Consider the following 14,858-nt stretch of genomic DNA (forward strand, 5'->3'; position numbering starts at 1 on the left):
CTCGCCGCCGACCGGCAGAGCGGTGGACTGATATCCTTCCCGAGAGAGCATCCGACAACGAAATGTCGAGGAACTCAGACGGGACGACATCCCGTTTCTCGTGGCTTCTCATCTACCTGAAGGGCGTCTGTATGGGTGCCGCCGACGCCGTGCCGGGCGTCTCGGGCGGCACCATCGCGCTCATCACGGGCATCTACGAACGGCTCATCAGCGCGGTGACGGCCATCACGCCCGGCCGAATCAAGCGCGCTCTCGGCGTCGTCGTCCCGGGACGCCGGGCCGACGCAATCGCGGCGATGCGCGAGGTCGATGTCGGCTTCCTGCTCGCGCTCGGCGCGGGCATCGCCACCGCCATCGTGACCGTGATGCGCGTGCTGCACATCGCGCTCAACGACGCGCCGGTCCCCACCTACGGCTTCTTCTTCGGGCTCATCGCCGCGTCGGCGGTCGTCCTGTACGCGCAGGTCTCGCTCGACGGCCCGCGGCAAATCGCGGCCGCCGTCACCGGGTTCGTCATCGCCTTCGTCGCCTCCGGCGGGAGCGGCGGCGCATTCGGGCACTCGCTCCCGGCGATTGCGGTCGCCGGCGGCATCGCCGTCAGCGCGATGATTCTCCCCGGCGTCTCGGGGTCGCTTCTCCTGTTGATTCTCGGCCAGTACGAGTACATGAACGCGGCGCTCAACACGTTCATCGACCGCCTCATCGACATCGCCGGCGGCGCATCGCTGTCGGTCATCGTCGAACCGGGGACGGTCGTCATCACGTTCATGCTCGGGGCGGTCGTCGGCCTGTTCAGCATCGCGCACGTCGTCCGCTGGGCGCTCGAACACCACCGACGGGCGACGTTGGCGTTCCTCGTGAGCCTCATCGTCGGGGCGCTCCGCGCCCCTGTCGTCGAGAGCACCAACGCGCTCGTCGACGCGGGCCGGTCGTGGTCGACCGAACTCTACGCCGCGTTCGCCGTGGCCGCGGTCGTCGGCGCGGCGGTCGTCCTACTCGTCGACCGGTACACGGGCATCATCGAATCCTGAGCGGGCCGTCGCGGCGGGTGGCCACGGCGACCCGGTGAGAAGGAAGTCGGCTGTCTGTTCGGACCGATACGTTCACGGAGTCGTGCGGGCGGCGGCGAATCTCACTCGCGGGCGACGGCGATGTTACGAACCGACCCCCCGCAGTCGGGACATTTCGACAGGTGGGTCGCGCTGACCGTCCGCGTGCGACAGGAGCGACACTCGTAGTACCCCTCTGTCGGGTGATAGTCGTCGATGACTGAGTTATGCAATGCCATGGTATATTTTACCATGGTTTTCGTGGTAAGCATTGTCCTGATATTCCCCAAATTACTCTAGTATGTTAATATTCTACGCCGTAGAAGAGATCCGACCGAAAATAGAATCCGCATCAGAACACCGTACTGTTCAGTTCTGCCGGATTTCGGAGGACGGTGGCGCTTCACCGACCCCGCCGCGTCAGCGCCGGGCGACGCAGACAAACGTCTCGCGTCGGGTCTCGCCATGGGTGACCGTGAAGCCGACCGATTCGAGCGCGTCGACGGCGTCGCCGAGGCCGAACCGCTCGTCGAGCGGCGGCCCGTCCTCGCCCGAGCCGGATGTGGACCAATCGACCACGACCACGGTGCCGCCGGGGCGAACGACGCGGGCGAGTTCGGCGAGCGCGTCGTCGGTGGCGAACTCGTGGTAGGTCATCGTCGAGAACGCGGCGTCGAGGTGGTCGTCGTCGAACGGCAGGGACGCCACGTCGGCCGTGACGAACTCGACGTTGTCTGGCGCGCCCTTCTCGCGGTAGTAGTCGTGCATGACCTCCTGTACGTCCACGGCGTAGAGCGTGCCGACGTGGGGCGCGACCTCGTCGGTGAAAAAGCCGGTGCCGCTGCCGAGGTCGGCGACGACCCGGTCGGGAGCGACGCCGAGGTGCGAGAGCAGTTCCTCCCGGGAGACGAATCGGAACCGCGAGGGGTCGTCGAGTTTCGCCGCCCTGTCGGCGTCGAAGGTGTGAAAGCCCATGTGAATCACTCCGCACCCCGACCCGTAAGTCCCATCGGTTCCGGAAGACGCGTGTTCGTCGTGTGCACAACCGACCCGGTGGGTTCGCTCCGGTGGCGAGCGGTGCGGACCGGACGGGTCGACCGCGAAACTGCCGACGGCGATGGGCTTTTTTGCCCGGCAGTCAGTCTCACACGTATGGAACCCCAACTTCGACGACCGACGCGACGCGTCTGCGAGCGCTGCGGTCGGGTGGAACGCTGGGACGACGACACCGCGACGTGGGTCGTCGCCGAAGAGGACGGCGAGAAACGGGTCGGAAGCCCCTACTGCATCCACGAGTGGGACATCAACGGCCGCTTCGCTCCCTTCGAAGAGCCGGCCTGAGACGCCGACGAACTGCGCGCGCGGCCGGCGGCTACGCCGCGTCTTCTTCCCGGAGCGATTCGAGTACCGAGAGCGTGCCGTCCATGTACGACTGTTCGAGTACGGTGTCGGCGGCGTCCTTGGCCACGTCGTCCGCGTTGGCGACGGCGAACGACCGGCCGACGACGGCGAACGTCGAGGCGTCGTTGACGCTGTCGCCGACGGCGACGAAGTCCGCCGGGTCGTAGTCAATCGTCTCGCAGACGCGTTCGAGGCCGACGCCCTTCTCCACTCCCGGCGTCTTGATGTGGTAGGCGAAGCCGGTGTCGATGACTTCGAGGTCGAACTCGTCTGCGACTTCCCGGAGGAGCGCCTCGTCGGCGTCGAGACGAGCGATGAGTTCGGTCTCGCGCCAGCGGTTCGCGGTGTCAGCGGCGTCCCACCCGAGGTCGCCGCCGCGCGCGACGAACTCGTCGGCGGCGGCCTGCGCGGCCTCGCGGTCACCGGTGAACGTCACCTCGCCGTCGGCGAGGACGACCCCGCCGTTCTCCGCGATGACGGTCTGCGGGAGGCCGAGGTAGTGACACAGCGAGACCGGGTAGGGAAACGCCTTGCCGGTGGCGAGGATGACGGGCGCGTCCCACGTCGGGAGCACCTCGAACGCGCGCGGGTCGAGGCGGCCCTGCGCGTCGGTGAGCGTCCCGTCGATGTCGAGTACGAGCGGCGGAACCATACCCGGAGTTGGGAGACGGGGGAAAAAGATTCAGCGGTCGGGGAGAAGCGCGCCGCAGGACGGCCCGAGCGGGTCGTCGCTCTCGCGGGTCACGCAGGTCCCGTTCTCGAAGGTCACGCAGGTCGTCACCCCCTCGGCTCAGCGTTCGGCGTCGTCCAGTCCGCGGAACGCCAGCGTCGAGAAGTTCGGGATGGGCCGCGTCGCCGGCCGGCCCGGCCCGTCGGTGGAGTCGCAGTCCGAGACGCGGCGGACGATGCCGAGGTCAGAAAGCTCGTAGAGGACGCGCCGAATGGTCGCGGGCGACAGCGACACCCGCGGCGACGCGGCGATGTTCTCGGTCGCCGCCGAGACGGAGGCCGTCTCTTCGTCGTCGAGCGCGACGAACGCCCGGAGGACGCGCCGGCGACTCTCGGGGAGCGCGAACACGCGGCCGAGCGAACAGCCGTCGTCGGGGACGGCGTCGATGCCGGCGCAGACGTACTCGGTGTCGAGGGCGTCCCCGCCGTCGGCGGCGGCGAGCGTCGCCGCCCCGTAGAGCGCCGAGAGCGCGTCGTGGGCGTCGCCGTCGGCCCACTCGGCCACCTCGCGCGTCGCCTCGTGCGGGAGCGCGTTTCGGGTGACGCCGTCCGAGGCGCGCGCGACGAGGATATCCACGAGGCTGTGGCGCTCGTAGGCCGGCACCGCGATGGACGCCGCGTCGGTGGCGTCGGTCGCTCCGTCCCCGTCGTCGCGCTCGCTCGCGTCGCTTCGAGGGTCGCGGCCGACGGTGAGCACCGAGACGTGCGGCGATACCGACGAGAGCGTCTCGACCGCCGTCGCCGCGGGGTAGGTCTCCGGTTCGTCGACGTGGTCGACGGCGACGACCGCGTGTTCGTCGTGGGCGACCCGGTCTGTGAGCCGCTCGCGAAGCGCCTCGACGCCGACGCCCTGCGATGGCACCGGCTCCTCGCAGAGCGCGTCGAGCGCCGCGTGGAGAAGCGCGAACTCGGTCGAGGCGTCGCGGGAGTCGACGTAGGCGAAGGAGGTCGTCGGTGTGGCGGCGGTGCGCGTGGCGGTGTGGATGACCGACCGCTGAGAGGGGAGCGCGCTGGAGAGGTGCCCGAAGAGCGTCGCGACGACCGCCGACTTCCCGGCTCCCTTCGGTCCGTGGACGTGGGCGTCGGACGGCAGGTCGCCGTCGAACACCGGGTCGAGGTGGTCGAGGATGCGTTCGAGCGTCGGCCCGCGGCCGGTCGGCTCGTCGGGGTGGACCGTCGGGTCGAGCGCGTTCAGGTCCCGGACGAGCCGCCGTCTCGTCCCGCCGCGGCGGCGTCGCCTGGTGATTCTGTCTTCGAGGCGCATGGCGTGGAAAGTCCGTAGCAGACGGTATCCGGCGCACGCGTAAAAATCGACCACTACCGACATCTCCCCTGAGAAATGAGAACATGAAACACGAAAATCGGCCGTCCGGGGCGCTTCAAAGCCAGTTGAGAGGTTCGTTGCCGGCGGGATTCCCACACCGGACGTAACTAATAAGAACAATAATTTTGAATTATTGTCGTCGTTTCGAATAGGCGTAGAAACGCCGAGCTACGGTATTCTACGGCCAGTACGATGGCAATCCGGTCGCCGAAGTGGTCCGTTCCGTGAGACGAACGGGGGGCGAGACGAGTGAAGGTAAAATAAAGTGCCGTCGGTCCTACCTCACGAAAGACAGATGAAAAAATCGCCGAGCGTCCTCGTCATTGGCGGGGGGTCGACCGGCACGGGCATCGCGCGCGACCTCGCGATGCGCGGGCTGGACGTGACCCTCGTCGAGAAGGGGAATCTCACACACGGGACGACGGGGCGGATGCACGGACTCCTCCACAGCGGGGGCCGGTACGCGGTGTCGGACCAGCCGTCCGCCAAGGAGTGTATCGAGGAAAACCGGGTCCTGCGGCGAATCGCCGGCCACTGCGTCGAGATGACGGGCGGGCTGTTCGTCCAGCGCCCCGAGGACTCCGACGAGTACTTCGAGAAGAAGCTGGAGGGCTGTCGCGAGTGCGGCATCCCCGCCGAGGTGCTGTCCGCCGAGGAGGCGCGCGAGATAGAGCCGTACCTCGCGAAGGACATCAAGCGCGCCATCAAGGTTCCGGACGGCGCGGTCGACCCGTTCCGCCTCTGCGTGGCGAACGCCGCGAGCGCCGTCGAACACGGCGCGCGCATCGAGACGCACTCAGAGGTCACGGACGTGCTCGTCGAGGACGGCGAGGTCGTCGGCGTCGAGGTCACCCACCAGACCGGCACCGGGCCCTACGTCCACGGCGAACCCGGAGAAGTCGAGGAAATCCGCGCCGACTACGTCGTCAACGCGACGGGCGCGTGGGCCGGCCAAATCGGTGACCTCGCCGGCGTCGACGTGGAAGTCCGCCCGTCGAAGGGCGTCATGACCATCATGAACACCCGGCAGGTCGACACGGTCGTCAACCGCTGTCGGCCGAAGGGCGACGCCGACATCATCGTCCCGCACGAGACGACGTGCATCCTCGGGACGACCGACGAGGAGGTCGAGGACCCGGAGGACTACCCCGAGGAGGGCTGGGAGGTCGACCTGATGATAGAGACGCTGTCGGAGCTCGTGCCCATGCTGGCCGAGGCGCGGACGATTCGCTCCTTCTGGGGCGTCCGTCCGCTGTACGAGCCGCCGGGCACCGGCACGGAGGACCCGACGGACATCACCCGCGAGTTCTTCCTGCTCGACCACGACGACCGCGACGACCTGCCGGGCATGACGAGTATCGTCGGCGGCAAGCTCACGACCTACCGGATGATGGCCGAGCAGATTTCGGACCACGTCTGCGAGAAGCTCGACGTGGAGGCCGAGTGCCGCACCGCCGACGTGCCGCTGCCGGGCAGCGAGGACTTCACCGTCCTCCGCGACTACATGGACGACTTCGGCCTGCGGTCGCCCATCGGCCGCCGGTCGGCCCAGCGGCTCGGCTCGCGCGCCGACGAGGTGCTCAACAGCGTCGACCCCAACCCGGTCGTCTGCGAGTGCGAGGCCGTCACCCGCGCCGAGATTCAGGACTCTCTCGACACCGCGGGTACGGAGCTCAACTCCGTGCGCATCCAGACGCGCGCCTCGATGGGCAACTGTCAGGGCGCGATTTGCTGTCACCGGATGGCGAACGAACTCGCCCCCGAGTACGACGAGGAGACCATTCGCGCGTCCCTCGACGACCTCTACCAAGAGCGCTGGAAGGGAGAGCGCCACGCGATGTGGGGCACGCAGCTCTCACAGACCGCGCTGAAGCACATGCTCCACGCGACGACGATGAACCGCGACGAGGACCCCGCGGCGGCCGACGCCGACATCGACTTCGCCGCCTTCGACGACGGCGGTGCCTCGGAGGGCGACGCCTCGGGCGTCGCGTCCGGCGGCGCGGTCGCGGACGGCGGCCGCGAGCGAACCGACCGCGCGGGCGACGACGCGCTCAGAGGTGCCGATGGCGATAACTGACAACGTGCTCGTCATCGGCGGCGGCATCGCCGCCTGCACGGCCGCGCTCTCGGCCGCGGAGACGAGCGCTCGCGTGCGCCTGCTCGCCCACAAGAAGAGCACGCTCCGGCAGGCCAGCGGCCTCGTCGACGTGCTCGGCTACGCCGGCGGCGACGGTCCACTCTCGGACCCCTCCGCCGGCCTCGACGCGCTCCCGGAGGGTCACCCCTACCACGTCGTCGGCGAGGACGGCGTCCGCGCCGGCCTCCGCATCTTCGACGAGGCGGTCGGCGACGCCTACCGCGGCGGCCACACGGACTCGAACGCGCTCGTGATGACCCACGGCGGCGCGGTGAAGCCGACCGCGCGCTACCCCGAGTCGGTCGCGCCCGGTCTCGCCAGTTCGTCCGGCGACATGCTCTTGGTCGGCTTTGCGGGCCTCACGGACTTCGACGCGCCCGTCGCGGCCGACCACCTGACGGCCGCCGGCGTGCCGTTTTCTGCCCGCGGCGTCACCGTCGAGTTCCCCAAGCGGTTCCGCGCCGACGCCAAGGTGACGCGGTTCGCCAAGGCACTCGACCGCGACGAGGAAGTCGACGGCGGCACGGTCCGCTCCGTCGTCGCCGACACGGTCGCCGAGAAACTGGACGGCGAGTCGCGCGTCGGCTTCCCCGCGATGCTCGGCGACGACCACGACGAGGACGTCCGCGCGGAGCTTTCGGACCGCCTCGGCGTCCCCGTCTTCGAGGTGCCGACCGGCCCGCCGAGCCTGCTCGGGCTCAAGCTCGAAGACATGCTGTTCGACGCGCTCGACGAGGCGGGCGTCCGCATCTCGGCGGGCAACCCGGCGGTCGACTTCGAGGCCGAAGACGGCCGCGTCGAGACGGTCATCGTCGACCAGAAGAGCCGGCCGACACCCTACTCGGCCGACCAGGTCGTCCTCGCCACGGGCGGCCTCGTCGGCAAGGGCCTCGACTCCGACCGAGAGTCGGTCACTGAGCCCGTCTTCGGCTGTCACGTCCCGCACCCCGAGGACCGCTACGACTGGTCCGAACCCGAGGCGTTCGGCGACCACGCGTTCGCGCGCTTCGGCGTCGTCCCCGACGCCGAACTTCGACCGACCGACGAAGACGGCGAACCGCACTTCGAGAACCTGCGCGCCGCGGGCGGCGTCGTCGGCGGTGCCGACGTGGCGCGCGAGAAATCCGCGAGCGGCGTCTCCTTGGCGACGGGTGCCGTCGCCGGCCGACTCGCGGGCGAGGAGGCAACCAGATGAGTGACGCAGAATCCCCAGGCAACCCGACGCTGACCCCCGACGCACAGACAGACGACTTCGAGGCCGTCGAGGTGTTCCCCGACAGCACCGACATGGACCTCCGACCGGGCGCGGACAACTGTTACAAGTGCACCGCCTGCGACGTGTCCTGCCCGGTCGCGGAAGTCGACGACGAGTTCCCCGGGCCGAAGTTCCAGGGCCCGGAGCAATGGCGGCTCAAGCGCAAGGAAGACGAGGCCGTCGACGACTCCATCATGTCGTGTTCGAACTGCATGCGCTGTGACGACGCCTGTCCCTCGGGCGTCCCGCTCAGCCAGATGCACAACACGGCCCGCGGCGAGTACGTCGACGAGGAGATGGACAAGCTCTCGCGGGAGTACATCCGCAACCGCATCCTCGCCAACTACGGCACGCTCGCCCAGTTGGGCAGCATGTTCCCCCGGCTGGCGAACGCCGTCATGGGCAACTCGGTCGTCCAGCAGATAAACGAGAAGGTGCTCGGCATCACGGCCGAGCGCGACTTCCCCGAGTTCGCCACCCAGACGTTCCGCGAGTGGTGGAACGAACGCGGCGGCCCGCAGGTCCGCTCCGAGGAGAAGCGCGTCGCCTACTTCCACGGCTGTTACTCCAACTACAACACACCCGAGGTGGGCAAGGCGATGGTCCGCCTCTTCGAGTCGTTCGGCTACGAGGTCGTCGTCCCCAAACAGCGCTGTTCGGGGACGCCGATGTTCGCAAACGGCATGCTCGACGACGCAAAGCGCGCCGCCGGCATCAACGTCGAGAACTTCGCGGGGCTCATCCCCGAGGGCTACGACATCATCGCGTCGTGTACCTCCTGTTCGATGTCGCTCCGCCAGGAGTACCCCGAGCTGTTCGACATCGACGGCATCGAGGACCTCTCGGCGCACACCTACGAGGCGCTCGAGTACCTGCGCATCCACGAGGACCTCGAAAGCGAGATTCGAGAAGCGTCCGTCGAGGACCAGTCGTTCGCGTACCACGCGCCGTGTCACGGCCGCAATCAGGGTCTCGACCGGCAGGCGGTCGAGCTGTTCCGCCAGCTCGACGGTGTCGACATCGAGGACGTGGGCGACTCCTGTTCCGGCATCTCCGGTACCTACGGCTGGAAGGAAGAGAAGTACGACAAGTCGATGCAGATCGGCGCGGACATGTTCGACCACATGGAGCACGCGCAGGGGAACGTCGGCATGACCGAGTGCCCCACCTGCTCGATGCAGATGGAGCACGGAACGGGCTACGACATCAAACACCCGCTCCAGCTCCTCGAAGAGGCGTTGGTCTGACACGCGCGCACGGCTGACGAACGACTTCGTTCGAGCGCCGGACCACTCGAACGCCGTCGCGCTCGGCGCGCGCGCCGATTCGACGGGGACTTTCCGGTGATTGTTGCTTGTTAATCACCGGATTTGTCCGTCGTTCGACCGAATCGTCCGTTTTGTCCGCCCGATTCTGTCCTCGATTAAAACGGGTGAAATAGTGCCCGTGTGAAATAGTAGACGCCATATTCTGGTGTTTCAGACCTTGTAATGCAATTTCATTCTCCACAATATACAGGCCAGTAGTAAAGAAACATTTATCATATAATTTGTACACGTTTGTAGTGGTAGGACTCTCACACCGAGAGTTCGTATCGAGGTTGGTTAGAAATGTCAGGAGAAACTTACGTCGGTGCCATCGACCAGGGTACCACAGGCACGCGGTTCATGGTGTTCGACCACGACGGCAAGGTGGTCGCCAACGCCTACGAGAAGCACGAACAGATCTACCCAGAGCCCGGTTGGGTCGAACACGACGCGAACGAGATTTGGGAGAACACGAAGAAAGTCATCGATGCGGCGCTCGGAAGCGCCGGACTCGACGCCGAGCAGTTGGAAGCCATCGGTATCACGAACCAGCGCGAGACGACGCTCATCTGGGACCGTGAGACCGGACAGCCGATTCACAACGCCATCGTCTGGCAGGACCGTCGGACGACCGACCGCATCGAGACGCTCGAGGCGGACGGCAAGACCGACGACGTACGCGCGAAGACGGGTCTCGAGCCCGACGCGTACTTCTCCGCGACGAAAGCCGAGTGGCTGCTGGACAACTCCGACCCCATCAAGCTCCAGCGCTCCCGACCCGAAGATATCCGAGACCGCGCCGCCGACGGCGAACTCGCCTTCGGGACCATCGACACGTGGCTCATCTACAATCTGACGGGGAACCACATCACGGACGTGACGAACGCGTCGCGGACCATGCTGTTCAACATCCACGACATGGAGTGGGACGACGAACTCTTAGAGGAATTCAACGTCCCGCGCGAACTTCTCCCCGAGGTCCGCCCGTCGTCCGACGACGACCACTACGGCGAGACCGACGCGGACAGCTTCCTCGGCGCGGAAGTCCCCGTCGCCGGCGCGCTCGGCGACCAGCAGGCCGCGCTGTTCGGCCAGACCTGTTTCGACGCCGGCGACGCGAAGAACACCTACGGTACCGGTTCGTTCATGCTGATGAACACCGGCGAAGAGGCGGTCATGTCCGAACACGGCCTCCTCACCACCGTCGGCTTCCAGCGCTCCGGTGAGCCGGTCCAGTACGCCCTCGAAGGCTCCATCTTCATCACCGGCGCGGCAATCGAGTGGCTCGAAGACATGACGCTCATCGACAACGCCGCCGAGTCCGAGAAGCTCGCTCGGTCGGTCGAGTCCACCGACGGCGTCTACTTCGTCCCCGCGTTCACGGGCCTCGGCGCGCCCCACTGGGACCAGCGCGCCCGCGGCACCATCGTCGGCATGACCCGCGGCACCCGCCGCGAGCACATCGTCCGCGCGACGCTCGAGTCCATCGCGTTCCAGACGCGCGACGTGGCCGAGGCGATGGAGTCCGACAGCGACATCGACCTCTCCAGCCTCCGCGTCGACGGCGGCGCGGTCAAGAACAACTTCCTCTGTCAGCTCCAGTCGAACATCCTCGACACGGAGATCGTCCGCCCGCAGGTCGACGAGACGACCGCCCTCGGCGCGGCCTACGCCGCCGGCCTCGCCGTCGGCTACTGGGAGACGCTCGACGAACTCCGCGAGAACTGGCAGGTCGACCGCGAGTTCGCCCCGAAAGACCCACAGAACGTCGAAGCGCGCTACGGCCGCTGGAAAGAGGCCGTCGACCGCTCGCTCGACTGGGCCCGGGAGGAGTAACTCGTGTTCGAAACATTCGCACTCCAGATTCCGGTCATCGGCGTCAGCGCCGAACGATTCGTCGTCCTCCTGCTCGCGGCGTTCGCGGGCGGTATGTTCGGCGCGGCCATCGGCGCACTGCCGTCGTTCATCTTCACCGGCTTCGTCGTGCTGCTCGGCGAGACGGCGGGCATCGTCATCCGACAGTTCGAAGGAGCCGACCTCATCACCGCAGGTGAACTCGGCACGGGTATCACCGGCAGTATCGGGTTCGGCCCGTTCGTCGGCCCGCACATCGCCTTCGCCGGCGGCGTCGCCGCCAGCGCCTACGCGGGCAAGCGGTACGCGGACATGGACCCCAGCGAGGGCGGCTACCACTTCGGTAAGGACATCACGTACGCGTTCGGCACGCAGCCCGACATCCTCGCAGTCGGCGGCCTCTTCGGCGTCCTCGGGCTCCTCATCTCCCGCGTCGCCGGCGGTATCGGCCTCCCGCTCGACAGCGTCGCACTGTCCGTCATGACGACGGCGTTCATCGCGCGTATCGCCTTCGGCTACCCGCTCATCGGCTCGCCCGCCGGCAGCGGCCTCCTCGACATGTCGCCGTTCGAGAAGGGAACGATGCGCGGCGACGGGAGCGGCCGGCCCGCGACCGAACCGTGGCTCCCCCACCAGTACAAGTGGGTCAACATCGTTGTCATCGGTCTCGGAGCCGGTATCCTCGGCGGCTGGACGTGGCTCATCACGGAGAGCTTCTTCCTCGCCTACGGTATCTCCGCGGCCAGCCTGCTGTTCTTGAACCTCGGCGTCGAGAAGATACCCGTCACCCACCACATCACTCTCGGTGGGTCGGCGTTCGGAGCCGTCGCCGCCCCGATGGTCGGCGGGAGCGAACCGCTCATCATCGTCGCCGCCGCGGTCGGTGGTCTCATCGGCGCGCTGCTCGGCGAGGTCACCCAGCGCGTGGCCTACGCGCACTCCGGAACGCACGTGGACCCACCGGCGATGTCGATTACCATCTACTCGCTGCTCATCGGCGTGCTGTTCCTGCTCGGGGCCATCCCCAACTCGGCGTACCTCGGGCTCTAACCGCCCCGGACGCCCCCGGCCCCGCACACGTCGTTCACAATTTTTCTGCGACGCGTTCCGCAACCGGTAGCGATAACGCTCCCCGGTCGATACCGAACGTATGGAACGCATCGTCGCCGTCGTCCCGAAAGACGGCCTCCACGCCCGTCCCGCCTCCCAGTTCGTCGAGACCGCGAACTCCTTCGACGCCGACGTACAGCTCGGCCGCGCCGACGAGGACGACCTCGTCCCCGCCGCCAGCATGCTCGCGGTCACCGGCCTCGGCGTCGGTCACGGCGAGGAGATTCGCCTCGTCGCAGAGGGCGACGACGCGGAAGCGGCGCTCGACGCCCTCGAAGCAGTGCTCTCGACGCCCGAAGCCGGCGACGAAGAATAGGAAACGCCGGTCCGGGTCCGCCCCGCGGCGGTGTCTTTTTCCGCACGCGTCGCCGACTGCGGCCGGGTCGCCAGCCGGCCGCTCAGTTCAGCTTCCGGTAGTCGCGGGCGTCCTCGGCGCGCTCGACGACCGAGTCGAGCGTCGCCTTCTTGCTCGTCGTCTCGACGGCCGCGTTGAGCGTCCCCTCCAGAATCGGCGCGTCGGCGATGACCGCCTCGGAGTCCGTCGCCATCTCGATGGCGAGTTCCGCGTTCATCACGGCGCTGCCGAGGTCCACGAGGACGACGACGCCGTCGCCGTCGTCGGCCTCCTCGATGCCCTCGCGGATGCGGTCCGGCGAGGTTCCGATGCCGTCCTCGTCGCCGCCAGCGGGAACGATTCGGGCGTTGCCGCCGCCCATCTGCGCGGCGACCTCAGCGATTCCCTCGGCCGCCTTTGCGCTGTGCGAGACGACGACGAGGCCAATCATTCCGCTCTCCCGACAGCGTCTTCGGCCCGAGCGTCGCGGTCGACCTCGCCGTCGAGGTACTCCTCGGCCGTCTCAAGCAGCTCTTCGAGGATGAACAACGTGCTCGTCGCGCCGGGGTCCTGATGGCCGACCGAGCGCCAGTCGAGGAACGACGCGCGGCCCTTCATCGCCTTGATGGGGACTGTGAAGGCGACACCGCGCTCGGCCGCGTCGACGGCCTTGGCGAGGGCTTCGAGCGGCGGGAGGTCGTCCTGCTCGATGGACTTCTTGTAGGTGTGGACGGCGGGGACGAGCGCGTCGACCATCGTCTTCGCGCCGACCTGCGCGCCGCCGCGGTCCTTGACCTTGTCGAGGTACGCCTCCGCGAACGCCACCGAAGTCTCGGCGGTGATGCCGCCTTCGAGTTCCTGACTGGCGAACATGATAGAGCCGCCGTAGAGAGGGCCGGAGGCCCCGCCGACGTTCGAGATGAGCGTCGTCCCGACGTTCTTGACGACCTCGTTCGGCTCCATCTCGGCGAACTCGTCGCGCTTGTCGGCGGCCTTGCCGAAGCCGCGCTCCATGTTCGCGCCGTGGTCGGCGTCGCCGATGGCGGAGTCGAGGTCCGTGAGGTACTCCTTCTCCTCGGCGAGGCGCTCGGCGACGTTGTCGAGCGCGTCCAGCACCGCTTCGCGTTGTGTCTCTGCGTCAGCCATGGCTGTCCTTCGTCGGCCTGTCGTTAATCCCTTGTCCCGCGGGACTGTTCTGCCGCGAAAAATCGGTGGACGCGTCGGGAGTCGTCCCCGAGCGTGCTCGGCGAGCGTCGCCGCTTACTCGGTGACGGTCAGGCCGGGCGTCTCCGCGGGCGCGCCGAGCAGTTCCTTCAGCTCGTCGTCGACGCGGAGTACGGAGACCGAACAACCCATCATGTCGAGCGAGGTCATGTAGTCGCCGACCCACGCGTCCCACGTCTCGATGCCGCGGTCGTCGAGGATGGACTGGAGCTTACGGTTGACGATGTACAGCTCCGACAGCGGCGTGCCGCCCATGCCGTTGACCATCGTCACGACCTCCTCGCCCTCGTCGAGTTCGAGGTCGTCGAGGACGTTCTCGGTCAGGTGTTCGGTTATCTCGTCGGCGCTCATGATGTCGGCGCGCTCGGTTCCCGGCTCGCCGTGGATGCCGATACCGAGTTCGATTTCGTCCTCGCCGAGGTCGAACGTCGGTTCGCCCTTCTCCGGCGTGACACAGGAGGTGAGGGCCATCCCCATCGTGCGCACGTTGTCGACGACCTTCTCGGCGACGGCTGTGACCGCTTCGAGGTCGCCGCCCGCGGCGGCCTTCGCGCCGGCGCACTTGTGGACGAAGATGGTGCCCGCGACGCCGCGACGACCCGACGTGTACAGCGAGTCCTCGACGGCCACGTCGTCGTTGACGACGACCTGCTCGACCTCGACGCCCTCCATGGCGGCCATCTCGGCGGCGGTGTCGAAGTTCATCACGTCGCCCTCGTAGTTCTTGACGACGCAGAGGACGCCCTCGCCCGCGTCCGTGGCCTGAATCATCTCGTTCAACTGGTCGGCCGTCGGCGAGGTGAAGACCTCACCCGCCGCCGCGCCGTCGAGCATCCCCTCGCCGAGATAGCCCGCGTGCGTCGGCTCGTGGCCCGACCCGCCGCCGGAGACGACCGCGACCTTCCCATCGACCGGCGCGTCGCCGCGGACGAGGACGTTCGTGCCGTCGAGCCGGCGCAGTTCGGGGTGCGCCGCGACCATCCCGTCGAGCATCTCGTCTACGACCGCTCCGGGTTCGTTGATGAGTTTCTTCATGACTCACAGTCCCTCACGGTCGATAAGGCCAAAAGTGTTGGTCAGCCGGAAGTCGAAGCCGGCGTCGTCTGCGAAAAATCGGGTTACGTCACCCAC

The 14,858-nt window shown here is 67.6% G+C and carries 15 protein-coding genes; 8 read left to right on the forward strand and 7 right to left on the reverse strand.

Annotation, left to right across the window (positions count from 1 at the left end):
* Window positions 1-62 precede the first annotated feature (62 nt).
* A complete protein-coding gene (locus BN984_RS14145) occupies window positions 63-1,031 on the forward strand; it encodes a DUF368 domain-containing protein (RefSeq protein WP_008093417.1) in 969 nt (322 codons plus the stop codon).
* Between the two features lie 101 nt (window positions 1,032-1,132).
* On the opposite strand, the gene BN984_RS19125 is transcribed toward BN984_RS14145, so the two are convergent.
* Both BN984_RS19125 and BN984_RS14150 read right to left on the reverse strand, forming a co-directional pair.
* Window positions 1,133-1,288 carry a rubrerythrin-like domain-containing protein gene (locus tag BN984_RS19125; protein WP_008093418.1) on the reverse strand — a complete coding sequence of 52 codons (156 nt, stop codon included), beginning with the start codon at window positions 1,286-1,288 and terminating at the stop codon, window positions 1,133-1,135.
* Between the two features lie 181 nt (window positions 1,289-1,469).
* Window positions 1,470-2,024: a class I SAM-dependent methyltransferase gene (locus tag BN984_RS14150; RefSeq protein WP_049968478.1), complete on the reverse strand. Its 555-nt coding sequence runs from the start codon at window positions 2,022-2,024 to the stop codon at window positions 1,470-1,472.
* Between the two features lie 177 nt (window positions 2,025-2,201).
* Here BN984_RS14150 and BN984_RS14155 point away from each other — a divergent pair, with 177 nt between their 5' ends.
* The gene (locus BN984_RS14155) at window positions 2,202-2,390 is read left to right on the forward strand and encodes an HEWD family protein (protein WP_008093420.1); all 189 of its coding nucleotides are present in this window, start codon (window positions 2,202-2,204) and stop codon (window positions 2,388-2,390) included.
* A 31-nt stretch (window positions 2,391-2,421) separates the two neighbouring features.
* Here the strand turns inward: BN984_RS14155 and BN984_RS14160 are convergent, their stop codons facing one another.
* Window positions 2,422-3,102 carry a phosphoglycolate phosphatase gene (locus BN984_RS14160; protein ID WP_049968479.1) on the reverse strand — a complete coding sequence of 227 codons (681 nt, stop codon included), beginning with the start codon at window positions 3,100-3,102 and terminating at the stop codon, window positions 2,422-2,424.
* Window positions 3,103-3,240: 138 nt separating this feature from the next.
* Entirely contained in the window at window positions 3,241-4,443 is a 1,203-nt protein-coding gene (locus BN984_RS14165; RefSeq protein WP_008093424.1) for a Cdc6/Cdc18 family protein, read from the reverse strand.
* Window positions 4,444-4,798: 355 nt separating this feature from the next.
* Between BN984_RS14165 and glpA the strand changes: the two genes are divergently transcribed.
* The 6 genes from glpA (at window position 4,799) to ptsH1 (ending at window position 12,485) form a co-directional block, all read left to right on the forward strand.
* Window positions 4,799-6,583, forward strand: a complete 1,785-nt coding sequence (glpA, locus tag BN984_RS14170; protein WP_049968480.1) for an anaerobic glycerol-3-phosphate dehydrogenase subunit GlpA — start codon at window positions 4,799-4,801, stop codon at window positions 6,581-6,583.
* The gene (gene glpB / locus BN984_RS14175; RefSeq protein WP_049968637.1) at window positions 6,570-7,838 is read left to right on the forward strand and encodes a glycerol-3-phosphate dehydrogenase subunit GlpB; all 1,269 of its coding nucleotides are present in this window, start codon (window positions 6,570-6,572) and stop codon (window positions 7,836-7,838) included. Before glpA ends, glpB begins: the two co-directional genes overlap by 14 nt.
* Entirely contained in the window at window positions 7,835-9,145 is a 1,311-nt protein-coding gene (locus tag BN984_RS14180; RefSeq protein WP_008093429.1) for an anaerobic glycerol-3-phosphate dehydrogenase subunit C, read from the forward strand. Before glpB ends, BN984_RS14180 begins: the two co-directional genes overlap by 4 nt.
* A gap of 363 nt (window positions 9,146-9,508) precedes the next feature.
* Window positions 9,509-11,041, forward strand: a complete 1,533-nt coding sequence (gene glpK / locus BN984_RS14185) for a glycerol kinase GlpK (protein WP_008093431.1) — start codon at window positions 9,509-9,511, stop codon at window positions 11,039-11,041.
* Between the two features lie 3 nt (window positions 11,042-11,044).
* Entirely contained in the window at window positions 11,045-12,109 is a 1,065-nt protein-coding gene (locus BN984_RS14190; RefSeq protein ID WP_049968481.1) for a hypothetical protein, read from the forward strand.
* A gap of 100 nt (window positions 12,110-12,209) precedes the next feature.
* On the forward strand, window positions 12,210-12,485 hold the full coding sequence (gene ptsH1, locus BN984_RS14195) for a phosphocarrier protein HPr (RefSeq protein ID WP_004976923.1): 276 nt from the start codon (window positions 12,210-12,212) through the stop codon (window positions 12,483-12,485).
* 82 nt (window positions 12,486-12,567) lie between these two features.
* Here the strand turns inward: ptsH1 and dhaM are convergent, their stop codons facing one another.
* From dhaM to dhaK, 3 genes are all read right to left on the reverse strand, one after another.
* A complete protein-coding gene (gene dhaM, locus BN984_RS14200; protein ID WP_004976921.1) occupies window positions 12,568-12,954 on the reverse strand; it encodes a dihydroxyacetone kinase phosphoryl donor subunit DhaM in 387 nt (128 codons plus the stop codon).
* Window positions 12,951-13,649, reverse strand: coding sequence for a dihydroxyacetone kinase subunit DhaL (dhaL, locus tag BN984_RS14205; protein ID WP_008093436.1), 699 nt, complete (start codon window positions 13,647-13,649; stop codon window positions 12,951-12,953). Before dhaL ends, dhaM begins: the two co-directional genes overlap by 4 nt.
* 114 nt (window positions 13,650-13,763) lie before the next feature.
* A complete protein-coding gene (dhaK, locus tag BN984_RS14210) occupies window positions 13,764-14,762 on the reverse strand; it encodes a dihydroxyacetone kinase subunit DhaK (RefSeq protein ID WP_004976917.1) in 999 nt (332 codons plus the stop codon).
* Between the last annotated feature and the right edge of the window lie 96 nt (window positions 14,763-14,858).

The sequence above is a fragment of the Haloferax prahovense genome (genome assembly GCF_000723845.1).
Taxonomy (GTDB): Archaea; Halobacteriota; Halobacteria; order Halobacteriales; family Haloferacaceae; genus Haloferax; species Haloferax prahovense.